18 protein-coding genes and 3 pseudogenes are annotated in these 23,021 nt (G+C 61.7%); 15 read left to right on the top strand and 6 right to left on the bottom strand.

Going from position 1 to position 23,021, the window contains the following annotated elements:
- The first annotated feature begins 384 nt into the window (after nt 1-384).
- The 6 genes from DM450_RS08845 to DM450_RS08820 all read left to right on the top strand — a co-directional run bounded on the left by DM450_RS08845 (nt 385) and on the right by DM450_RS08820 (nt 10,290).
- Nucleotides 385-3,030, top strand: coding sequence for a TerB N-terminal domain-containing protein (locus tag DM450_RS08845; RefSeq protein WP_257541491.1), 2,646 nt, complete (start codon nt 385-387; stop codon nt 3,028-3,030).
- A complete protein-coding gene (locus tag DM450_RS08840; RefSeq protein WP_142634120.1) occupies nt 3,030-4,334 on the top strand; it encodes an ATP-binding protein in 1,305 nt (434 codons plus the stop codon). The genes DM450_RS08845 and DM450_RS08840 overlap by 1 nt, the downstream gene beginning before the upstream one ends.
- Nucleotides 4,331-6,499 (top strand): DEAD/DEAH box helicase, encoded by a 2,169-nt coding sequence (locus tag DM450_RS08835; protein WP_142634118.1) that lies wholly within the window; start codon nt 4,331-4,333, stop codon nt 6,497-6,499. The genes DM450_RS08840 and DM450_RS08835 overlap by 4 nt, the downstream gene beginning before the upstream one ends.
- A 97-nt stretch (nt 6,500-6,596) precedes the next feature.
- The gene (istA, locus tag DM450_RS08830; RefSeq protein WP_142634116.1) at nt 6,597-8,117 is read left to right on the top strand and encodes an IS21 family transposase; all 1,521 of its coding nucleotides are present in this window, start codon (nt 6,597-6,599) and stop codon (nt 8,115-8,117) included.
- On the top strand, nt 8,114-8,935 hold the full coding sequence (istB, locus tag DM450_RS08825; RefSeq protein WP_185928741.1) for an IS21-like element helper ATPase IstB: 822 nt from the start codon (nt 8,114-8,116) through the stop codon (nt 8,933-8,935). The genes istA (DM450_RS08830) and istB (DM450_RS08825) overlap by 4 nt, the downstream gene beginning before the upstream one ends.
- A gap of 161 nt (nt 8,936-9,096) precedes the next feature.
- Nucleotides 9,097-10,290 (top strand): DNA recombination protein RmuC, encoded by a 1,194-nt coding sequence (locus tag DM450_RS08820; protein ID WP_260610345.1) that lies wholly within the window; start codon nt 9,097-9,099, stop codon nt 10,288-10,290.
- Between the two features lie 159 nt (nt 10,291-10,449).
- Here DM450_RS08820 and DM450_RS08815 read toward each other — a convergent pair whose 3' ends face one another.
- Complete coding sequence (locus DM450_RS08815; RefSeq protein ID WP_142634114.1) at nt 10,450-10,977, bottom strand: hypothetical protein; 528 nt, start codon at nt 10,975-10,977, stop codon at nt 10,450-10,452.
- Between the two features lie 113 nt (nt 10,978-11,090).
- Here DM450_RS08815 and DM450_RS08810 point away from each other — a divergent pair, with 113 nt between their 5' ends.
- Nucleotides 11,091-11,663, top strand: a complete 573-nt coding sequence (locus DM450_RS08810; protein WP_260610398.1) for an Arm DNA-binding domain-containing protein — start codon at nt 11,091-11,093, stop codon at nt 11,661-11,663.
- 189 nt (nt 11,664-11,852) lie between these two features.
- Here DM450_RS08810 and istB (DM450_RS08805) read toward each other — a convergent pair whose 3' ends face one another.
- Together istB (DM450_RS08805) and istA (DM450_RS08800) are read right to left on the bottom strand one after the other, a co-directional pair.
- Nucleotides 11,853-12,581 carry an IS21-like element ISSsp4 family helper ATPase IstB gene (gene istB / locus DM450_RS08805; RefSeq protein ID WP_142634110.1) on the bottom strand — a complete coding sequence of 243 codons (729 nt, stop codon included), beginning with the start codon at nt 12,579-12,581 and terminating at the stop codon, nt 11,853-11,855.
- Nucleotides 12,568-13,974 (bottom strand): annotated as a pseudogene (gene istA / locus DM450_RS08800) (IS21 family transposase); the annotation flags it as partial. The gene istB (DM450_RS08805) and the pseudogene istA (DM450_RS08800), both read right to left, overlap by 14 nt.
- Nucleotides 13,975-14,198: 224 nt before the next feature.
- Between istA (DM450_RS08800) and istA (DM450_RS08795) the strand changes: the two are divergent.
- The gene (istA, locus tag DM450_RS08795) at nt 14,199-15,662 is read left to right on the top strand and encodes an IS21 family transposase (RefSeq protein ID WP_260610094.1); all 1,464 of its coding nucleotides are present in this window, start codon (nt 14,199-14,201) and stop codon (nt 15,660-15,662) included.
- Nucleotides 15,659-16,516: an IS21-like element helper ATPase IstB gene (gene istB / locus DM450_RS08790; RefSeq protein WP_142632411.1), complete on the top strand. Its 858-nt coding sequence runs from the start codon at nt 15,659-15,661 to the stop codon at nt 16,514-16,516. The genes istA (DM450_RS08795) and istB (DM450_RS08790) overlap by 4 nt, the downstream gene beginning before the upstream one ends.
- Nucleotides 16,517-16,598: 82 nt before the next feature.
- Here istB (DM450_RS08790) and DM450_RS26190 read toward each other — a convergent pair.
- Nucleotides 16,599-16,712, bottom strand: a pseudogene (locus tag DM450_RS26190) (IS21 family transposase); the annotation flags it as partial.
- A gap of 99 nt (nt 16,713-16,811) precedes the next feature.
- Between DM450_RS26190 and DM450_RS08780 the strand changes: the two are divergent.
- Both DM450_RS08780 and DM450_RS08775 read left to right on the top strand, forming a co-directional pair.
- Nucleotides 16,812-17,363: a site-specific integrase gene (locus DM450_RS08780; RefSeq protein WP_142634108.1), complete on the top strand. Its 552-nt coding sequence runs from the start codon at nt 16,812-16,814 to the stop codon at nt 17,361-17,363.
- 586 nt (nt 17,364-17,949) lie between these two features.
- Complete coding sequence (locus DM450_RS08775) at nt 17,950-18,468, top strand: MarR family winged helix-turn-helix transcriptional regulator (RefSeq protein WP_142634106.1); 519 nt, start codon at nt 17,950-17,952, stop codon at nt 18,466-18,468.
- A gap of 230 nt (nt 18,469-18,698) precedes the next feature.
- Here DM450_RS08775 and DM450_RS08770 read toward each other — a convergent pair whose 3' ends face one another.
- Together DM450_RS08770 and DM450_RS08765 are read right to left on the bottom strand one after the other, a co-directional pair.
- Entirely contained in the window at nt 18,699-18,989 is a 291-nt protein-coding gene (locus tag DM450_RS08770; protein WP_142634104.1) for a DNA -binding domain-containing protein, read from the bottom strand.
- 30 nt (nt 18,990-19,019) lie between these two features.
- Nucleotides 19,020-19,358 carry a hypothetical protein gene (locus DM450_RS08765; RefSeq protein ID WP_142634102.1) on the bottom strand — a complete coding sequence of 113 codons (339 nt, stop codon included), beginning with the start codon at nt 19,356-19,358 and terminating at the stop codon, nt 19,020-19,022.
- 283 nt (nt 19,359-19,641) lie between these two features.
- Between DM450_RS08765 and DM450_RS26185 the strand changes: the two are divergent.
- From DM450_RS26185 to DM450_RS08745, 4 genes and pseudogenes are all read left to right on the top strand, one after another.
- Nucleotides 19,642-20,460 (top strand): annotated as a pseudogene (locus tag DM450_RS26185) (toprim domain-containing protein); the annotation flags it as partial.
- A gap of 198 nt (nt 20,461-20,658) precedes the next feature.
- Nucleotides 20,659-22,296, top strand: a complete 1,638-nt coding sequence (locus DM450_RS08755) for a PRTRC system ParB family protein (RefSeq protein WP_142637664.1) — start codon at nt 20,659-20,661, stop codon at nt 22,294-22,296.
- A 37-nt stretch (nt 22,297-22,333) separates the two neighbouring features.
- Nucleotides 22,334-22,768: a PRTRC system protein E gene (locus DM450_RS08750; RefSeq protein ID WP_142634100.1), complete on the top strand. Its 435-nt coding sequence runs from the start codon at nt 22,334-22,336 to the stop codon at nt 22,766-22,768.
- Nucleotides 22,769-22,811: 43 nt separating this feature from the next.
- Nucleotides 22,812-23,018, top strand: coding sequence for a PRTRC system protein C (locus DM450_RS08745; RefSeq protein ID WP_142634098.1), 207 nt, complete (start codon nt 22,812-22,814; stop codon nt 23,016-23,018).
- Nucleotides 23,019-23,021: the final 3 nt, after the last annotated feature.

Below are 23,021 nucleotides of genomic sequence, written 5' to 3'. Positions count from 1 at the left end.
AATCAGCGTGACCTCGCAGCCACAAAATGGCAGGTCTTCTAAATGGGGGCCATCTTGAAAATAATCCGTATCATCGGACTTTATGTCGTCTTTTTTATTGTCAGCGCGATAATATCGGCGTCCCTATTGGACAGCCTTCCTGACGCGATCGAAGCCCTCTTTATCCTAGTCGCACCGGTTGTACTCATAATCTGGTACGAAAAGCGTCGCGCGGCGAAGATTGCCCCAAGGACCAGTCCTGCAAGCAGTCATCCCGCTCGCCGGCGTCGGCTGGCGCTTGACGAACGGGAAGCACAAAGCTTCGGGAGCGACCCACTCCCTGAATATCAAGTTCTCGTACCTGCCTCACATTCTGTGATGTCGGAAGAGGCCCCGGAGGAGTCGATGCCTTCACGCTCTGACAGGCCCGAAGCGAGCGCCCCTACCACAAGCCAGACGGCGATCCCCTCGAAAGTGCCCGATCGTCCGACGCCGTCGAGAACACGAGAGCTCAGGGAACGGCTCTTTGGGGACGATTCTTCGATATTTGATCCAAAGAACACGGACCATGTCCAGGCGATCGTTGCGCGATCATCAGCGGTTCAAGAGGAGTCTCATCATTCCGACGCGCCCGCATCCCCGCAGCCATACCTGTCGACGCAGGATAATGCCGAGCTCGTTCGTGTCGGCAGGGCCGCCCGCGAGGCGCTCGAAGCCGCATCGCTAAGGCGCGCCGCGGAGAAGGAAGGACGCGCGCAGCAGCAAGGCGCACCCTCTACCGAGATCCCGGTTGCGAACGAAGGACCAGATCCGACGCCTGCCCGTCCATCACGCATCGATGAGCTGCGTCAGAAGCTTTTCGGGGGCGAGGCCCGCGCTCCTTCGCCGCCGGTTGTCGCCAAGCCCGCTGAACGGCGTTCGGCCGGTAGTGCCGCGACCGCTTCCGCCAAGATTCAGGGCTGGTTGCCCAAAGGCCAGGTCATGACCATCGCCGGACGCGAGATCGACGGCATGGTCTATGTGGGAACGCCGCCCAATTTCAATTCGCATGGTTATGGCGAGAAATGCCGCACCTATATCGATCCATCCCTCTCGGTCGCGTCATACGGTTCGGACAAGAATGGCGATGGCATGTCCTATTGGCCGGGATATTCGAGCATTCCGGCCGTGTGCCGAGCCACCTATCTCGATTGGCTGGAGGGAGGCCGCCGCGATGGCACTGTAAACCCGGGCTACATGTTCCTGTTCTTCTACGGTCTGGAGCGCCGGTTCCTGATCGATCAGCCGCCAGAAGACGAGAAACGGGAAATCGTGGCCGAGGTGGAGCGTCTCAAGGCCCTCTTTGCGCAGAATTATTCGGTACAGAGATATCTCGGAGAATTTCTGGATATCGCCCGCATCGTGGCGATGGGCGGGCTATCGCTCAATGATCCCGCACTCAAGCAAAGCATCCTCGACAATCGCAGCTGGGATCTACCCTTTTCATTGAAATTTGCCCTCGGCGGGATGATTGCCGAGGGCAAGGCCTTCGATGCGGAGTGGCTGCATCTGTGGCTGCTCTGTCATCCGGAGCGCCGCCTTCGCACGCCGGCTGATCGCTGCCGCGAAGAGTTTAAGGCACTTTTCAAACTGAAGTTCGACGCCCTCCATCCCGATGGCCTCAAGGTCCGAACGCCGCGCAAGAAACTGGCAGTGAACTATCGCGCGGCTTCGAGCGAATTCAGTTGCTCGGTTAATCTCACGGCCGGAGAAGGCAAGGATATCGCTGTCCCCGACGTGACCGATCTGCGTTCGCCGGTCGAGAAGGCGCAAAAGATCGCGGATGAGGCAATGGACGCGCTCGACAAGTTCAGCCGCTACCTCGGGCGCAATGCGGAGGGCAGAGGGTCGATCGAGGCACAGGCTCTTCTCCCCGCCGAATTGTGGGGACTGTTCCCTTCGGCCGAGCTGGAGACCCTGAGGGAATGGGCGCGCGAACATGTCGAGCGAGGCGGGCTTATTCCGGCCCTCGAACTCGTCACCCGCCTCGAGGGCTGTTCTCCCGACAAGATCGGCAAGCGCCAGCTGACCGGTGCGGCCGATGCGCTCGCGCGCATCGGCTTTGGCATGGCGCCCGATCCGAGATTCTCGCTGCGCGCTCCCAGGATCGACGAACCTGTCGTCATTTTTGACCTGGGCGAAACGGTCGAGCAGTTGGAAGTCGTTTCGCCGGCCTACAAGGCGGCATTGTTCGAACTGGCGCTGGCGACCTTTGTCGCGCATTCGGACAGCAAGATCGTCGAGGCGGAACGCCGCGCCCTGCGCGATAAAGTCGATGCGACCGGGGGCCTTGCCGAGCTTGAGAGAATGCGCCTCCATGCCAATCTGAAATGGTATCTGGAGGTTCCGCCCGACATGTCATGGCTGCGCAGCAGGCTGAAGGAGGTGGATGCAGAGCATCATCTCGCGCTGCGCGCTGCGGTTGTGGTGATCGCCCATGCCGACAGCGTGATCCAGTCCGAGGAGGTCGCCTGCATCGAGAAGATCTACAAGGCGTTGGGGATCGATGCGGGCCTGGTATACGCAGACCTTCATGCTGGAGACGTTCCCGATGGACCTGTGAGGGTCAGGGCCGCCGAAGCAGAGGCTCCGGGCGAGCGAATTCCGGCCGAGCCGAAAGCGCGGGGCACCGCGCTCGATGCAGCACGCATCGCGGCGATCCGTACCGACACCGAGCGCGTCTCAAGCGTGCTGGGTGAAATATTCGCGGCGGACGATGACACGAACGACGAGGCAGCCCACGCGCACAAGCTGCCGTCGTCCTTGGCCGGGCTCGACCCCAGGCACGCCGCTCTTGTCGATCTGCTCGTCCAGCGCGAACATTGGGCGGAGGAAGAATTCGCGGACATTGCCGGAAAACAGGGCCTGCTGCCATCCGGCGCTCTGGAAGCGATAAACGAATGGGCCTTCGAAAAATTCGATGAAGCCCTGCTCGACGAATATGATGGCTATGATGTGTCGCAGGACATCGCAGATGCATTGCGGGCCGAGATGGCGAAGGGGGATAGTTGATGTCGAAATTGAAGCCGCGCGAGCGGGACGCGATCGTCCAGGCATTGCGCGCAGGCGTCGTGCCGAAGCTCGGGCTGCGTCATATTCAGGTCGGCCGCGCCCGGGAAATCGAGGAACTCGTCAAGGACATGGACCGGATCGCCGATGGCGGTTCCGCGATCCGGTTCATCATCGGCGAATATGGGTCGGGCAAGACCTTTTTCATGAATCTCATCCGCCTTGTCGCGCTTGAGAAGGGTCTGGTGGTGATGTTCGCCGACCTCGCTCCCGACCGGAGAATTCATGCGACCGGCGGCCAGGCGCGTGGGCTCTATGCCGAAATGGCGCGAAACCTCGCCACAAGGACCAAGCCCGACGGCGGCGCGCTTGCCAATGTCGTGGAGCGTTTCGTCAGCCAAGCCCAGCATGATGCCGAGGCGAACGATCGGCCAACGGTCGAGATCATTCGCCAGCGCCTTGCCCATTTCGAGGAACTGACCGGGGGGTTCGACTTCGCGCAGGTCATCCGCCGCTATTGGGAGGGCCATGAAACGGGCGACGAGGAGCTCAAGTCGGCGGCGATCCGCTGGCTACGCGGGGAGTTCGCCACCAGGACCGATGCTCGTAAGGCGCTCGGAGTCCGCACGATCGTCGATGATGCGAGCGTCTACGATCATCTGAAGCTGATGTCGGCGTTCGTGTGCGAAGCTGGCTACAAGGGCTTGCTTGTCGGCCTCGATGAGATGGTCAACCTTTACAAATTGACCTCGTCGCAGGCCCGCAACGCGAACTATGAGCAGATCTTGCGTATTCTCAACGATGTCCTGCAGGGCAGCGCGGAAAATCTGGGCTTCCTGATGGGAGGCACGCCAGAATTCCTGATGAATACGCGCCGGGGCCTCTACAGCTACGAAGCGCTGCAATCGCGCCTCGCCGAGAACAGCTTCGCCCGTGAGGGCCTTGTGGATCTATCAGGGCCGGTCATCCGGTTGGCGAGCCTCACGCCCGAAGATCTGTTCGTGCTCCTGGCCAATATCCGTGCCGTCATGCAGGGTGGCGGCGCCGCGCTGCCGGACGATGCGCTCGAAGCCTTCATGGCCCACTGTTCCGACAGGATCGGCGAAGCCTATTTTCGAACCCCGCGCAACACGGTCACGGCCTTCGTGAACCTCCTGGCGGTTCTCGAGCAGAATCCTGGAGTCGAATGGTCGGACCTTATCGACAAGCTCGACGTCGCTCAGGATGACGGTGACGACATGAGCGATGTCGACGAGACGATAGGCGCAGCTCCGCACACGGATGAGCTCGCCAGCTTCCGTCTGTGAGCGCTGCCTTCGACAAGCTCGCCCGGCCGATCCAGAAATGGATCCGCGCGCAGGGCTGGCGTGAACTGCGCGATATCCAGGCGCGTGCGACGCATGTGCTCATGGACGGCGACGCCGACCTGATCGTTGCCGCCAGCACTGCGGGAGGAAAGACCGAGGCAGCATTTCTACCGTTGCTGTCCCAGGTTCTCGACGATCCGTCCGAACTATCCGGTTTCGACATTCTCTACGTCGCGCCGCTGAAAGCGCTCATTACCGATCAGGCCCGCCGGCTCGATGACATCTGCCGGGAAACTGAACTGCCGGTCATCCCCTGGCATGGCGACGTGCCGTCTTCGACCAAGACCCGCGCCATAAAGCGGCCCCGGGGCGTTCTGCTGATCACGCCGGAATCGCTCGAAGCCCTGTTCATCCGCCGAGGGCTGGAGATACCGCGGCTGTTCGGTGCGACCCGGGCTGTTATCCTCGACGAATTGCATTCAGTGCTCGACAGCGAGCGCGGGATTCAGATGAGGTCACTGCTTGCACGCCTTGAGCAGGCGCTGAACCGCCCAATTCGCCGCGTCGGTCTCTCGGCCACGCTTGGCGACATGGGGCTGGCAAAGGCCTATCTGCGCCCAGACAGCCCCGAGGAGGTGAATGACGTGGTCGCCGCGGGCGGGGGGGCTGAGTTGCAGCTCCAGCTGCGCGGCTATGTGACCGGTGACAAGGATGATGAGGGGCCATCGGCAACCGACGCCATCGCCCTCCATCTCTTCGGGCACCTTCGTGGCAGCGACAACCTGGTGTTCGCCGGCGCGCGCCAGGCGGTCGAAATCTATTCGGATCGATTACGAACGCTGTGCGAGAAGGAGCATCTGCCGCAGGAATTCTATCCCCATCACGCGAGCCTTTCTCGGGAGCATCGGGATTTCGTCGAACGGCGCCTGAAGGACGGCAGCGCACCGACCACGGCGATCTGCACCTCGACGCTTGAACTCGGCATCGACATTGGCGACGTGACCTGTGTCGGGCAGATCGGAGCCCCCTTCAGCGTGGCCTCGCTCCGGCAAAGGCTGGGCCGGTCAGGACGGCGTCCGGGCAAGCCAGCCATTCTCAGGCAGTATGTCGTCGAGGCGAAGCTCGCCCCGGCGAGCAATTTCTCCGACCGATTGCGACTGGGCTTGGTGCGGGCGACCGCGATGATCGAACTGCTGCTCGAGGGCTGGTGCGAACCACCGCAACGCGGCGCGCTGCACCTCTCGACGCTCGTCCATCAGATCCTGTCCGTGATTGCGCAGCGTGGCGGCGTTCGCGCTCAGCAGCTATATGGGATGCTGTGCCAGAAGGGGCCGTTTCGGCAAGTCGATACTCAGCTCTTTCTCGATGTGCTTCGGGCGCTGGGACACCCGGAGACGGCGCTCATCGAGCAGGCCGATGACGGATTGCTGCTGCTTGGCGCGATGGGCGAAAAACTGGTCGAGCATTACAGCTTCTATGCCGTCTTCCAGACGCCCGAGGAGTACCGGCTGATATCCGGAGGCAAGGAACTGGGCACCCTGCCGATCGACAATCTGATTGTTCCAGGAATGCTGCTCATATTCTCGGGGCGGCGATGGCTGGTGCTCGAAGTCCATGACCGCGATCGCATCATCATGGTCTCACCTGCAAAGGCGGGTGTTCCGCCGCTCTTCGGAGGCGATCCGGGCAATATCCATGACCGGGTGATCGAACGCATGTTCGACATCCTCGAGAACCAAAATCGCCCGATCTACATGGATCCAACCGCGCTGGAATTGCTTGAGCAAGCCCGAAGTCACTATGCCCAATTGCGGTTCGATCATGGTCGTATCGCGCAGCTGGGCGAAAATGCCGCTATCCTCGCCACGAGAACGGGTTCGATTCGAACCACAACGCTTGCTTTGGCCCTGCGCGCAGCCGGATTTACAGTCCAAGTACATGATGGTTTCCTGGAGGTTTTCGGGAAAGACGAAACACCTCCGCTAGTCGATACCCTTGCAGAATTGGCCACTGGCAAGGCTGCGGATCTTTTTGTGCATTCGCCTAATCTGCTGTTTGAAAAGTTCCATCCTCATTTGAGTGAGACATTGCTGCAAAGAGATGCACTTTCAGCTCGGTTGGACGCTGGCGGATTGGCTGAACTTTCCCGCTCACTCATCGAGTGAGAACACCGGTAATAAAAGGGGCCACTTTCCGGTCGGCACCCCCGGATTAAAAAGGGGCCAGTCCTGTTAGACCTCCGCCTTTGGACGGAGGCGGAGGATGAAGAGAGTGGAACTCTATCTTAAGGTCCGCCGCGCTGTGATGGTCGAGGGCATGAGCCGCCGCGGCGCTGCAACCTATTTTGGCATCAACCGCAAGACGGTCGACAAGATGCTGACTTTCCCCGAACCGCCGTCACATGGCCGGTCGGGCAGAACATACGTCCGCAAGCTTGCGGGGCTCACCGAGATCATCGACAAGATCCTGGCGGATGACCGTACGGTGCATCCCAAGCAGCGCCATACGGCGGTGCGGATATTTGAACGGCTGCGCGATGAGTATGGTTTTACCGGCGGCATCACCATTGTCCGTGATTATGTGGCGACCGCCAGGCTGCACAGCCGCGAGGTCTTCATTCCGCTGAGCCACAAGCCCGGGCACGCGCAGGTGGATTTTGGCGAGGCTGACGGGATCATCGGTGGCAAGCTGACGCGGTTTCACTATTTCTGCATGGATCTGCCGCACAGCGACGCGCCCTTCGTCAAAGCCTATCCCGCCGAAGTGGCCGAGGCATTTTGCGAGGGCCATGTCGCGGCGTTCGCGTTCTTCGGCGGGATTCCGCTCTCGATCCTGTACGACAACACCAGGCTGGCGGTTGCGCGGATCCTGGGCGACGGCAAACGCGAACGCAGCCGGATGTTCTCGACCCTGCAAAGTCACTACCTGTTCGAGGACAAGTTCGGTCGGCCCGGCAAGGGCAATGACAAAGGCAAGGTTGAGGGCCTGGTGGGCTATTCACGGCGCCACTTCATGGTGCCGATGCCTGTGGCCGACAGCTTTGATGCAATGAACGCGCGGTTCCTTGAGCAATGCGTGGGGCGCAGGCAAGCCGTGCTGCGAGGGCACAGCCAGAGCATTGGTCAAAGGCTGGCGGCCGATCTGGCGGCGTTCATGGCGCTGCCCGCAGTGGCGTTCGATCCGTGCCATATGGTGACGGGCCAGGCCTCGTCGATGTCGCTGGTCCGTTATCGCACCAATGATTACTCGGTGCCAACGGCCTATGCCTACCAGGAGGTGGTGATCAAAGGCTATGTCGACCGGGTCGAGGTGATTTGCCGTGGGGAACGGATCGCGGTGCATCCCCGCAGCTATGAGCACGAGGACTTCATCCCCGACCCGTTGCATTATCTGGCCCTCCTGGAGCAAAAGCCGCGCGCTCTCGATCAGGCCGCGCCGCTTGATGGCTGGGTTCTGGCCGAGCCGATGCATCGCATACGGCGGTTGATGGAAGCCCGCAGCGGCAAAGAGGGCCGGCGCGAGTTTATCCAGGTGCTGCGACTGTGCGAACGGTTCGAGCAGTCCCTGGTGGAATGGGCGGTGGCGCAAGCGTTGGACATGGGGGCGATCAGCTTCGACGCGGTCAAGATGATCGCGCTGGCCCGGCTTGAACATCGCCCACCGCGCCTTGACCTGCAGCTTTACCCGCATCTGCCGCGCGCCCATGTGGGGCGCACCGATCCGCGCAGCTACATGGGCCTGCTGTCTTCGGCAGGCGTCACGGCGGCAGGAGCACCGGCATGACCGAGACCCCGATGCCGCTGCCTGCCATGGAGCAGGCCTCGACCAGCGTGCCGCCCGCGGTGCTGCTGGCCAACCACCTCAAGGCGTTGAAGCTGCCCACTTTCGTGCGCGAATACGAGAAAGCCGCCCTCGAAGCCGCGCAGGACCGTGCCGATTATCCGCGCTACCTGCTGCGGTTATGCGAACTCGAGCGGATCGACCGCGATCGCCGGATGGTCGAGCGCCGCATCCGCATGGCGAAGTTCCCGCACACCAAAAGCTTCGACACCTTCGACTTCACCGCCCAGCCATCGCTCAACAAGGCGCTGGTGCTGGAACTGGCGCGCGGGGAGTGGATCGAGCAGCGCCGCAATGTCATCGCGTTGGGCCCAAGCGGCACGGGCAAAACGCATGCCGCGCTCGCGCTCGGTCTTGCCGCCTGCCAGAAGGGGCAAAGCGTTGCGTTCACCACGGCAGCGGCGCTGGTGCATGACCTCATGGAGGCCCGGGACGAGCGGCGATTGCGCGTGCTCCAGAAGCATCTAGCCTCGGTCAAGCTGCTGATTCTGGACGAGCTCGGGTATGTGCCATTCACTGCCGTCGGCGGCGAACTGCTGTTCGAGGTTCTCAGCCAGCGCTACGAGCGCGGCAGCACGCTGATCACCAGTAATCTGCCCTTCGATGAATGGACATCGGTGTTCGGATCCGAGCGGCTCACCGGAGCCCTGCTCGACCGGCTGACCCACCATGTCCACATCCTCGAGATGAATGGCGAGAGCTTCCGCCTCGCCAGTAGCCGCAAGCGCCAAAAGGACAAGGAGGGCAGCAAGATGCCATGATTTAAAACGGCTATCGGCTGCGGGAAATCGGCTTCCGCTCCGCTACAGCCGCTTCCCCGCAGCCGATAATCCCCAGCCTCAACCCGAGGCTTTTTGTTCGAACCAACTGGCCCGTTTTTAAACCGGTGGTTGGCCCCATTTTATGACGGCGTTGACAGGCTGTGCGCAAGAACGCGGAAGGTTTCGCCGCGTCACAAGCGGAGCGCCTCAAGGAGACCAGCGACGGCGTCCGCAGCCTCTCCGATAGGCTCCTCACCTCGCAGCGGGAGGGACGCGACGAACAGCGCGCAGCGCTCGAGGCGGTCCAGGGCAAGATCGTGCAGCTGACCGACAGTAACGAGAAGCGCCAGGAGGCGCTGCGCGAGACGGTCGCCGGCAGCCTCGATACCCTCCGCACCGACAATGCGGACAAGCTCGAGAAGATGCGCGCGACGGTCGAGGAAAAACTGCAGGGCACGCTGGAGAAGCGGCTCGGCGAATCCTTCCAGCTCGTGAGCGAACGCCTCGAGCAGGTCCACAAGGGGCTTGGCGAGATGCAGAACCTCGCCACCGGCGTGGGCGATCTGAAGCGCGTCCTCAGCAATGTGAAGTCACGCGGCGGCTGGGGCGAGGTCCAACTCGGCATGCTGCTCGAGGACATGCTGACGAAGGACCAGTTCGCGACGAACGTCCGTATCCGGCCCGATTCCGGCGAGATCGTCGAATTTGCGGTCCGGCTGCCCGGCCGTTCCGGCGAGGACATGCCGCTCTGGCTGCCGATCGACGCAAAGTTTCCGCATGAGGATTACGACCGTCTCCTCGTCGCGCAGGATAGCGGAGCGGTCGATGACGTCGAGAAGGCTGCGCTGGACCTTGAGCGAGCCATCAAGCTTCAGGCGAAGACGATCTGCGAGAAATACGTCCACCCGCCGCATTCGACCGATTTCGCGATCATGTACCTGCCGACCGAAGGCCTGTTCGCCGAGGTGATCCGCCGCCCCGGCCTTGCCAGCGAGATTCAAACCAAGCACCGCGTCATGATCCAGGGGCCCACCACGCTTGCCGCGCTCCTTAGCAGCCTGCAGATGGGGTTCCGCACGCTGGCGATCGAAAAGCGTTCAAGCGAGGTCTGGCAGGTCCTCGGCGCAGCGAAGGCCGAGTTCCTCAAGTACGGGCAAGTTTGGGAGAAGCTCGGCAAGCAGCTCGACACCGCCCGCAAGACCGTAGACGAGGCTGGCAAGCGCACCCGTGCGGTCAGCCGCAAGCTTCGAGACGTAGAGACGCTGGAGGGATCCGAAGCACCGGCACTCATCGATCTCGTGCTGGGCGAGGAAGACGACCAGGAACTCTTGTCGACTGAAGCGATAGATTCATGAGCCGCCGCTGACATCAGCAGGGGCGGGGTAGAGCCATCAAAATAATGAACAGACGACCAGTTTAAGCACTTCGAAGGCGACTTCGCTGCGTCGGCTATGTCAGCGGAATCTCCTATAGAACGATCTTACTTATGCCCACGAGGACAAGCGGCAGTCACCTTATGTCACCCAGCTTGACAGGAGGGCAGCAAGTTGCCGCATCATTTTGCCGTCTGGAGACCGAGCGAGAATTTGAAAAGCTGACTCGGGATGAAACCCATATCCTTCCAGCGGTGTCGTTAGCAGCATGAGCTGCTCCCATGGGTCCGTGTCGCCAAGGACCGACAAAATGGTATCGAGGCCGCTCAGGATTTCGTTATCGACGAACTGGGCAGCGGGGAAACCCACTCTCCCCTGATAGGTAACGCCCAGTAGCCGCCGCTGGCGGTATTGCTCATCGACAACCTCGACACCGCTGCCAAGCCGGGCAGCAACCTCGGCGTAGCTGAGCATTCCGCCTGCGCGCTCGGCCATTTCCTTCCGGAATTGGTCACTTTTGGAATCCGCCTCTCCTTGTGTTTGGGCGGTCGGCATTACTTCCTCCTGCGTGGCGCGATCCCGATGCATCAAGCTGAAAGCCGCATTGCGGGACAATCCCATACGATGCTGACACACGCAGTTATCGGAATTGCCCTGCATATCCTTCATTTGCCGTGAAGGTGAACTCCATAAGTCAATGCACGATAAGATGTTGCTGACTATGGGAGAGCTTATATGCGGAGAGGAAGGCCTGGGACGGGTGTAGAAGCTTTGAAGAGAGCATTCGTGTTCGTTTTTGGTATAAAGGTTCCCGATGCCGCGTTAATCTGCAGATGGCGCCCACGAAGGCCAATATTCGAGCAGCGGAACGGCTCATGGTGCGTGTGCGGGAGGAGATAGAACTCGATATCTTCGACTTCAAACGGCATTTCTTTCAATCGAGAGATGCCTTGCATTCTCAATTCGATGCATTTGCCCAGGCATGGCTGGGGCAGCTCGTACTCGCGAAATCGACCCTTGAAGGCTACAGGAAAGCCATGCGGCAGATTTGGATACCTGCGTTCGGCAGCCGTCATCTTGCCCATATCAAGCCTTCGGAAATCCGCGAGATCATCTGCGAACGCGTCAAGACGGTGTCGGCCCGGACGATCAATAACGACCTGATTCCTCTGCGTGCTCTGTTCCGGACCGCGATCGAGGAGGGGCTGCTCGATCGTTCGCCGATGATGCCGATCCATAACCTCAAGATCCCGGATCATCTTCCCGATCCCTTCACCAGGGAGGAGATGGAGGCGATACTGACACATCTGAAAACCAATGCTCCCGAACAGGTGTCAACCGGCGCGCAAAACTGACCCCCTATCGGCGTCCAATATTGACCCCACCTTTCGGTAGTCAGGCGGTTATCCCGGTAGTCGATAGGAGGGGCCCACGGACGACGACGCGCACCGTCAGGTGTGCTGGCGGCGGCGTCCGTGGGAGGTCCCTGTTGACCCACCGGGTTAACCGCCGGGGATGGGGGTCCGGGGGAAGGGGTTTTCGGCTCAGTTCCGGTTTTTGAACCGCCAGCTGTCATTGCCCGTCTCGATGATGTCGCAGTGGTGGGTGATGCGATCGAGAAGCGCGGTGGTCATCTTGGGGTCGTGGAAGACGCTCGGCCATTCGCCGAAGGCGAGATTGGTCGTGATGATGACCGAGGTCTTTTCGTAGAGCTTGCTGATCAGGTGGAAGAGCATCTGACCACCGGACCGGGCGAACGGCAGGTAGCCCAGCTCATCGAGCACCACGAGATCAAGCCGCGAGAGTTGGGTGGCAAGGCTGCCGGCCTTGCCCAGGCGAGCCTCTTCCTCAAGCCGGTTCACCAGATCGACCGTATTGAAGTATCGGCCTCTGGCACCGGCGCGCACCACCGCGGCGGTGATGGCGAGAGCCAGATGGGTCTTGCCTGTGCCTGTTCCGCCGATCAGCACGATATTGCGGCGTTCCGGCAGGAACGAGCCCGTATGAAGCGAGCGGATCAGTTCTTCGTTGATCGGCGTGCCATCGAACATGAACCCATCCAGGTCCTTGATCGCCGGAAGCTTGGCTGCGGTCATGCGGTAACGGATCGATGCTGCATCCCGGTGCGCCGTCTCCGCACGCAACAGGTCGCCCAACATCTCCATGACCGTTCTGTCGCGGCGGATGCCGTTGGTGACGGCATCATCGAAGGCCGTCACCATGCCCTTGAGCCCCAGCCCCTTGAGGGCGGCCATGATCTCATGCCGCTGCATCGAGGTCTCGCACGGTATCGTAGCGGCCGCAGTTCGCCTCTGGCGGATGTTTGAGCTTCAGGTTGACGACGACGTCCATAGCCTGGGCATCATGAGGCTCGCGTCGACGGGACAGGATGTTGAGGATGATCTCGTCGCTGACAGTACCGGCGCCGAGTGCCTCGCGCACTGCGGCCTCGACAGCCTCCAGGCCATCTTCGGGAACAGCGGCGAGGACGCGTACAAAGCGCCGGTCGGCATCGTCGCCCTTGCCCAGCCTGCGCCGAAGTTGGGCCAGGGCAGGTGGGAGAGCCCAGTCCTGGAAGGGGGCGCCATTGCGCAACGCACCGGGCTTGCGAGCGAGGATGGGCAGGTAATGCCATGGATCGAAGATCGTCTGGTTCCGACCGAAGACCCGTTCGTGTTCGGCCACGACAGCGCCGTCGCAGCGGATCACGATGCGCGTTGCATAGGCCCGCACCTGCACAGCCTGATGGGCCGCCTTTGCCATCACCGAGTACCGATTGCGATCGAAGCTCACGAGGCACGTCGAACTGGCCACGTGTTCGCTCTCGAAGAACCCGTCGAAGGGAGCCGGTAGCGGTTGCAGCATCGGCCGCTCCGCCTCCAGCGCCTGCGCGATCGTCATATCTTCCTGGTCAGGGTGCTGGTTGCGTTCCGCCCAGCGCCGGCACTCGGCCTCCAGCCAGATGTTCAGTTCCTCGAGGCTGGCAAACCGCAGGCGCGGCTTGAACAGGCGCTCCCTGCTGGTCTGAACCTGGTTCTCGACCTGTCCCTTCTCCCACCCTGCGGCAGGACTGCAGGCCACCGGCTCAACGCGATAGTGGTCCGTCATGATCAGGAACCGCCGGTTGAACAGGCGTTCCTTGCCGGTGAACACCGTCGTCACCGCCGTCTTCATATTGTCGTAGATGCCGCGCGTCGGAACCCCACCGAAGAAGGCAAAGGCGCGGGCATGTGCGTCGAACACCATCTCCTGCGTCTCGCGAGGATAGGCACGGACAAATGGTGCCCGTGACCAGCAAAACCGCATATGCGCGACCTTCACGCGCATCGGCTTGCCGGCGATCTCGACGTCCTCATGACTCCAGTCGAACTGGTAAGCCTCGCCGGGCCGGTACATCAACGGAATGAACGCCTTGGCCATATCGCAGGCCTCGACACGACGCTCACGCTTCCAGCGCGCAGCATAGCGCCGCACAGCGTCATAAGAGCCGCCGAACCCTTCGCGCTGGAGCAGATCATGGATCCGCGTCATGCGAAGCCGGTCACGCCGGGGCAGCCCTTCGTTCTCTTCAAGCAGCTCTTCCAGGCGGGTGCTGAAAGGGCCGGTCTGCGGCCGATGCTGTTCCTTGCGCTCGTAACTGGCATCTGCGTTCGGTGCCCGGACCGCTGTCGCGCGACATTCAGGTTGAGAAAGCGCGACAAACAAGATGAGAATCCTGCGTTCCGGGATTGGCGAAGGGCGTAGCCCGTAGCCGATCCCGGAACGCAGGAGGCGCCTTTTGAAGGGTGCCTGTGATGGTCGTGGTGGTCGCTATGCATTGGGTTTTCCCAGGGAGGAGGACCTGACGTGTGGCGGGCCGACACATCAACGATCATCAGGTGAGACTTTTCATGACCCACAGACGTAACGATCCCGTCGCCCTGGCGGCGGCCAAGGCCGGTTTCAGCCCGGCGACCGGCTACCGGGTGCTGCAGGATGCGCGCCTGCGTTCCCAGCGACAGGCGCCGCGCGGCCGACGGCGGCCTGATCCGCTATCAGGCATTTTCGAAGAAGTCGTCGTGCCGATGCTGGAGGCCGCCCCCGGTCTTCGTCCTGTCGCGATCTTCGAGGAACTGCGCCGCCGGTACCCGGATACCGAGTTCGGCTCACGACGAACCCTGGAGAGGCGTATTCGCGACTGGCGCGCTCTGAACGGCCAGGATCGGGAAGTCATCTTCAGGCAGGTTCATGAACCGGGTCGGCTCGGCATGTCCGATTTTACGTGCATGAACGATCTGGACGTCGCCATCGCCGGGGCACCGCTGGATCACTTGCTCTATCACTTCCGCCTGCCTTGCGGTGGCTTTGAACATGGGCATGTCATTTTGGGCGGCGAGAGTTTCGTCGCCCTGGCCGAAGGGCTGCAGAATGCGCTCTGGTCTGCCGGCGGAGCGCCCAGGCTCCACCGCACCGACAGCCTGTCGGCCGCCTTCCGCAATCTGGACGCCGATACGAAGGCCGACCTGACCAGGCGGTATGACGCCCTATGCGCCCATTATGGAATGGAGCCGACGCGCAACAACACAGGCATTGCTCACGAGAACGGTGCGATCGAGAGCGCCCACGGCCATATCAAGGCCGCAGTGAAGGACGCGCTGTTGCTGCGCGGAACCACGGACTTCACCGACCTTGCCGATTATCGCCGCTTCATCGACGAAGTCGTGACCGCAAGGAACCGGCGCCATGGTCCCGGCATCGATGCCGAACGCAAGGCGCTGCGATCCCTCCCAAACATGCGGACAACCGATTACGAGGAAGTCCTCGTGACGGTGACGTCCTCGGGCGGCTTCACCCTGCGCAAGGTGTTCTACACGGTCCCCTCGCGCCTGATCGGACATCGCCTGCGAGTGCGCCTTTACGACGACCGTCTCGATGTCTTCATCGGCGGCACAAGGCTCATGACCCTGCAGCGCGGCCGCGCCGGTGCGAACGGCAAGCACGGCCACGTTGTCGATTATCGTCATGTCATTCATTCCCTGCGCCGCAAGCCGATGGCCCTGCGGGGATTGGTCTATCGTGACAGCCTGTTCCCCCGCGCGCCCTACCGCCTCATGTTCGAGCACTTGCTGGACGCCGTGGGCGAGAAAGAAGCCTGCCGGATCATGGTCGAGCTTCTGGCCATGGCCCACGAGCGCGCCTGCGAGGCGGAGCTCGCCCATCTCCTGGAGGAGGACCTGGCGATCCGCAGGATCCCATGCCTGGCGGCATTACGGGCACGCTTCAGCCCCGATCCCGCCACTTTACCCGAAGTCGTAGTCGAGATGGTGTCGCTCTCGATCTACGACGGGCTGATCGAACAGGGAGAAGCAGCATGAGCACGGCTCCCATGATCGACGCACAGCGCCTGAGCCTGATGCTCAATGAACTGCGCCTGCCAACCATCAAGCATATCTGGGGAGATTTTGCGGCCCAGGCGGATAAGGAAGGATGGCCCGCGAGCCGGTTCCTTGCAGCTCTCGCCGAACACGAACTCGCCGAACGCGATCGCCGCCGGATCGGGCGTCATCTTGCCGAAGCCCACCTGCCGGCGGGCAAGACACTGGACTGCTTCGCCTTCGAGGCTGTGCCAATGATCTCCAAGGCTCAGGTCATGGCCCTGTGCGCCGGCGATGGCTGGCTCGACCAGGGTTCCAATCTCATCCTGTTCGGCCCGCCAGGCGGCGGTAAAAGCCATCTGGCGGCGGCGATCGGCCTGGCATTGGTGGAAAATGGCTGGCGAGCGCTGTTCACCCGCACCTCCGACCTCGTTCAGCGTCTGCAGGTCGCTCGCCGCGAACTGACGCTGGAATCCGCCATCGCCAAGCTCGACAAGTACCATCTGCTCATCCTCGACGACTTCGCCTACGTCTCGCGCGATCAGGCGGAAACCTCCGTCCTCTTCGAATTGATCAGCGCCCGATACGAACGCAGATCCTTGCTCATCACCGCCAACCAACCCTTCGGTGAGTGGAACCGCGTCTTCCCGGACCCGGCAATGACGCTCGCTGCAGTCGACAGGCTCGTACATCACGCCACGATCTTCGAGATGAACGTCGAAAGCTATCGCCGGCGCACAGCCCAGGCCCGCCGCACCGGGGCTGGACGTCCTGCCGCCTACACCACACCCAAAGTCCTCGAGACCATCCGCGACAATCAGGATGAGAACGAGGTCCTTGCCAGCGACAATTAAAATCGGCACTGAATGACGCGCCGCGACAATCACATTCTCATCCTGATTGACGCGCAATCCTCATCCTGTTTGTCGCGCTACAGACCGCCTTGCGCACCGTGTTGCGCGACAGCCGCAAATCCCGCGCTATCGCCTTGATCGGCTTACCGTCCCGGTGCTCCCGACGGATCCTCGTAATCGTCTCCACAACCAACATCCCTGTACCCGCCGTCCGGAACCCAAACGGCGGCGCTTCTCACAATGAGATGAAGGGGGTCAATTTTAGACGCCGATCACCCCGCTAAGGGGGTCAATTTTGCACGCCGCTCCACACGAACAGGCATGGAACTGGTACGAGTTCGCCTTCGGCACCGGCATGCGGCCGAGCGAGCAGATCGCTCTCCTCTGGGAGGACATCGACTGGGTCGGAAATTCGGTTCGGGTCAAGCGCGCCAGGGTCCGGGCTCAGCTGAAACCGACAAAGACCTATCAGGTTCGCGATGTGTTGCTCAGCGATCGCATGATGGAGGTGCTCAAGCGACAGAAAGCGCACAGCTTCGAAGAGGGCAGGGCGCCGATCTTCCTCAATCCGATGACGGGCCGGGCATGGCCGGATGTTCAGGAACAGAGGAAAACGTACTTCCAGCCGGCACTCAAGGCTCTCGGAATCCGCAAGCGTCATGCCTATTGCACACGAGCGACTTTCGCGACCACGGCGCTGATGGGTGGCGTCAATCCATCCTATATCGCTCGTCAGCTGGGGCACAAGAACGCCGCCGTGACACACAAGCACTATGCGCGTTGGATCGATGGTTCCGATAGCCGGAAGGAGGCGAGGAGGGTCAGCCGGTTGTTCGGTCGCGCCTGACGCCTGTTGAAAGCACTTGCGTCGAGAAAAACAGGCCTCGAAATGATTTTGGCCACGATTCCGCTTGGAATCTCAAGGGATTGATGAGGGGTTTTGGCCACGCCCTCCAAACCATCCAAACAATATCAACTACTTGTCTGGTGACCCCTACGGGACTCGAAAAAAAACCGGATTTTCAGGGCACTACAGGGTATCAGAGGGGAAATAAACCGCTGTTTTTCAACAATCCGATTACCCTCGAATACCCTCCAATGCCCTAAATGGGCCACCTGATTGGGCCACCTACAGTGACAAGTGGCCCACTACCATTATCCCGTGAACAGTCAACCCGCCGAGCTCGAATAGCTGTCGAGCGACGCCCTCTGGATCGTCGTATATCAGGGAGCGTGAGCATCGGTGCGGGCGGCCAAAATATACCATCTTGTTAACCACTTCTGCGTGTCGGTTCCCCTCATAACGGCGAATTGCCGAACGAGGGATTTCAGGCATGATGCGCTCGGAACATTCCGTTCCGACCAGGGGGGGCAAGAACGGGGCATCGGCGCGGTTTGCCGATGACGCCCAAGTGGGACGGAGAGCGATGCCCATGAAACAGGATGCTCATATTCAACCCATGCTGGACGTGCACGGCCGCCCAGCCGTTTTCGCGCCTCTTTGCAAGTCGATCATCAACGCAAGAGCGATGTCGACAGCGGCGTTTGGATCTCTCTGTTCCGATCCGGGAGGCGAGATGCTTCTCGATCTCTATTGGCGCGAAAGCCAAGGGTTGAAGACATCCCTGACAAGCATGTGGCTCGCCTCGAAAGCGTCGGAGATGACGGCCCGCCGCTGCCTGGCGGTGATGGAGGAACAAGGAATTGTCGAGCGAATGCCCGATCCTTCCGATGGACGCCGCACCAACGTGCGGTTCACGGCGGAGGGCCGCAAGAAGATGGACGACTGCTTCAGCGCCCTTCTCGTCGGCTACGCAGAGACCTGTCAGGACTGCGCGCGCAATTGCCATGATGGGCCGTCGTCAGATGGCTGTGCCAGCCTTTGGAACAGCATACCCTTTTGTGCCTTGCTTGGCGACCTATCCGTCACCTCCACAGGTCGAAGGCAATGAAGTAACCGCCTGACTCAGCATCACGCCATTGCTCGGGAAAGCTGATCAGGATCGATGCCGATACGCTCCCCGATCGAGCGGGGCATCTCGGCGCTGGTCTCCCGACGACAACGGTGTTGCCGCCGGGAGTGATAGCCGCGCCAAATGGCTTGGCGCGACGCGGGGGCGACTTTTAGCAAAGGCCTCGACAACATCCAGCGCAGATGATCTCCGCTTGCCGTTGCGGAGCGTCATTGCAACGTATCCCATTGCTGCGTGAGAATCCGGCGGTAGCCGGTTTCGGTCATCCATCTGGCGCGGCGCAGATGATCCTCCCAACAATGCCGCGTGCGCTCGGGCTCGGCGAGGGGGTCGCGGTGCAGCACGATCCGGGCAACCTCCTGCCAGTCTGCGCCTTCGGCGTCAGCATCGAGCAGCCGCAAATAGGTGATGGTATGCTGATCGTCATAGGGCGTGATGTTGTCGGACCAAGGCACGTCGTCCGCAACATCAGGATCCAATTCGGGCTTCGGCTTCTTCACCTTGCCTCTCCTTCGAGTGCGGACCACGCGCTAGTTTGTCGACTTTGGCTTAACGTTGGCGCGGTTCAGTTCGAGGAGAAACCAATCTCGAAACTTTCCCATATGTTCTCCCGCATCAGCGACAATCTGCGCCACTAGCTCCTCACTTAGATCATCCTTCTTCAGGTCTAGATCTCGAAGAGCACACGTCACCATATGACGTTGAAAGACGTATATCGCATTACGGATATATCCACGCACGATCATCTCAATCGATCGCTCATTACCGTTTGCGTCATTGATGAGCTTTTCTATGGCCACAACCGTAGGATTTGGATCAGCAATCGTCTGCTGCATTTCCGGCGTCAGCTTCCTTTCCAGATCAGGCATAGATTACTCCGGATCGCTTACTCAGGCCATGCCGGAATATTCGCACGGGCATACCCGGCAGACAAGGCTTGGCTGTAGCCAACTCCATCGGACTTCCTTCCGCAGTATCACCATTGAACCGCCGGTCACGGTCAATACGGATCTGAGGAGAGGAGGAGATGCCGCGTGCGCGGAAGGTTCTCTCCATACTCCATCATAGTCCTCGTGATCTCACGTCGCGTCGCCGTTGTGGGAGGGAAGAGGGGCTTGGGCTGGAGGATAGCCTTCAGCTGGAGAATTTCTCATGGCCCTTTCGCGGACCAGCGCCGATCCCCGCTTGCACGCCGCCGCCGCCAGCATCGTCAAATCCCTGGGCGGCGAATGGAAGCCATCGGGCGCAATGTGCCGGTGCCCCGCTCATGACGACCATCGCCCAAGCCTGTCGGTCCGGGTCGGTGAACGCGGTATCCTGTTCAAATGCTTCGCGGGCTGCTCAACGCTCGAAGTCATTCGCGCACTTCGCGGTGATCGGCGTAGCATCCCTTCGAGCGAAGGCGGCTGCACCATGCCCGATGGACGGAAGCGTCAGCTGTCGGGGCGGATATGCTCGCTCTGGAAGGAGGCTTCCCCAGTCAATGATACACCGGCCGATGCCTATCTGGCATCACGCAGACTGGCTGGTTCGCATCCCTCGCTCCGCTATCATGATCGGGTTCCTTACGGGCGCGGGGAGACCGTCCGTTTCCGCCCCGCGCTGCTTGCCGCCGTGGAGTGCGATACCGGCGTCGTAGCCCTTGAGCGGCTATTCCTCGATCTTTGCACTGGTCTGCCAGTCACTGATCTCGATCCGCCGAAACGGCTTCTGGGCCGTCCTCTTGGCGGCGCGGTTCGTTTTGGCGCGGCGACCAGTGTGCTCGGCCTTGCGGAGGGCTGGGAGACCGCATGGTCCGCGCATTTTCTGCTGGGCATTCCGGTCTGGGCCGCGCTTGGGTCCGATCGCTTGCCGTTCGTCACCATTCCCGAGCGGGTCGAGCATCTCATTCTGCTCCCCGACGACGATCCGCCCGGACGACGATGTGCGCGGCGGGCTCGTCATGCGCATGCGCGGCCCGGCCTTATGATCGAGACGAGATTCCCCGGCGGCGGCTTCAACGACTGGAACGACCGGCATCGCGCAGAAGGGGGAGAGGGAGGGAGGGAGGGAGGTGGTTGGGGCAGGCAACCTGACGGTCAGCTGCGCTCCGCACATTCAGGCACATGCGGCGGAATGGACGCCGACGCGGCCCTGACCAGCCCGCCATATTCGACAAGGAGACGAGCCTTGACCTCGCCACAACCGAGCTATCCTGCCATGCTGCCCCTCTCGAAGATCGTGAAGGGCGACAATCCCCGCCGCTATTTCGACCGGAAAAAGCACGACGAGATGGTGGCTTCCATCCGGCTACGCGGCATAATCCAGCCCATATTGCTTCGCCCGAGGGGCGATGTCTTCGCCATCGTCGCCGGAGAGCGCCGTTACCGGGCAGGGCTGGAGGTCTACGGCCCCGACGGCGAAGTACCGGTCATCATCCGCGAGATGACGGACCAGGAGGCGCTCGAAGCTGCGATCGCCGAGAACGACGACCGTGACGATCCTTCGGAGACCGAGCAGGCGGATGCCGCCGTCCGCTACCTCGCTGCGTGCCAGGGCGACCGGGCCGAGGCCATACGGCGGCTCGGATGGTCCCGCGACAAGTTCGATCGCCGCCTCGCGCTCGCCGAGCTTTCGGACACCGTAAAGTGCGCGCTCGACGAACGCAGGATCAAGCTCGGCCACGCCGAACTACTCGCCGCGGTTCCCGGCGACAAGCAGGACAAGGCCCTCGAAACGATCCTGAAAGCCGGTCTCGACGTGAACAAGACGCGCGAACTGCTGATGCGCGTCACGCAGCACCTTGGCAGCGCATGCTTCGACAAGAGTGAATGCACGACCTGCCCGTTCAACTCGGCCACGCAACGCGCGCTTTTCGAAACCCATGTCGACGACGGCTATTGCACCAACGCAGCGTGCTTCGATCTGAAGACGGAAGCCGCAGAAGTGATCCGTTTCGAACAAGAGGAGCGCGCGGCGAAGGCAGCACGGGCCGCGGCTCCGCCCCACGTCGAGACAGTCGAAGGTGACGAAAACGATGATGTGATCGACGAAACCGTATCATTGACCGACTCTCAGCCGCTCTCGGAAGATACGACCTTGGACCTGGACAGCATCGCGATGCGCGCGCCTACGCCCGCCGCGCCGGTCAAGCCCGCGACCAGCGCCAGTGCCGCGGACAAAACGGCCGTCACCGCCAAATCGATTGCAAATCGTACCACCGAACTTCGCGAAGCGACTTGGCGGACTGCGCTCGCCCGGGCGCTGGCAGGCAATGCCGCGCACGCGCAGACTACCATCCTTGTCGCCGCGATGTCGGGTACGCTCTCGCAGATCAAGCCTGACACGCTGACGTCGCGCGCCGGCATCCTGGTCGGCGCCTCGTTTCCGAACCTCGACTATAGCGCCAAGATCGCGGCGATCCGCGCGCTGCCCGACGCCCGGGCGGCGAACGTGCTGTCCGTCATCGGCGCCGCTTACGCCAAAGATGTGGCCAGCTTCGGCCATGTCGCCGATCTCGCGAGGATATTCGAGGTCGACCTGCGCGACAGCTGGAAGGTCGATCAGGCGTTCCTCGAGCGATACACCAAGGACGAGCTCAAATTCATTGCCCGGGAATGCGGCCTCATCGCGCATGTGGGCGAAAAGCGGTTCGCCAAGATGCTCGCGTCGAAGAAGCCCGAGCTGATTACCGGCATGCTCAATCGCATCGGCTTCGATTGGGCTGGGCGCCTGCCGAGCGCGATGACCCTCGACGGCACCTATGGCCCGCCCCCGGATCGCGCTGTGCCGCACGCCAAAGCGCCGATCCCGGAACTCGCTGCCTGACCCGCTTCCCCACACTCCCAGACAAAGGACTACCGACATGCTTGTTACAAGCCTGCTCCCGCTGCTCGCCCGCTATTCGCTCGGCCTCGACCTCGTTGCCGGACCCGACGAGACCGTCACCCTGACCATCATTCCGCGCAAGGCGGACCCCAAGTCTGCCGCACTCGACGCCAGCGAGACCCGGCCGATCTCGATCACGGCCAGCGCGGCGGAGATCGATGCGGAATTGGCCCGTGGCGCAGACGGCGCGCTGGGCCAACTTATCGCCACGCGCAGGACGCTCGCCGACCAGGTCGCGGAGCAGCGGCAGGCTGACGAGGACGCGAAGGCCGCCGCCGCGGAAACTGCGAAGGCAAAGGCTGCCAAGACTGCGGCAACCAAGCCCCCAGCGCCGACCAGCCCTCCCAAAATCCAGACGCCGACCAGCCCGCCGGCCGACGCCAAGCCGGATGAGCCCGCCACCCTGTTCTGAGCGGCGCCGTTCGCACTGTCCCATCATCAACACGGAGGTTCGTATGCAGATCAATCACCTCAGGCGCGCCTATCGCTACGATGGCATCGATCTTCCGGTGCCGCCACACCTCGCGGGCGACCCCGATGCCCTGCGTGCCTACCACGCGACGCTCTATCCGGCGATCCTCAACGCCGAGATGATCGATGGCGGCGTAACCGGCGGCGCGCACGTCACCGAGTATCGCCGCGCGGTCGGCACCAAGGGCTGATCG

Source organism: Sphingomonas sp. IC081, from assembly GCF_006874585.1.
Lineage (GTDB): Bacteria > Pseudomonadota > Alphaproteobacteria > Sphingomonadales > Sphingomonadaceae > Novosphingobium.
Note: the sequence above shows the minus strand (reverse complement) of the source record. Positions and strands in the feature narration are given on the sequence as shown.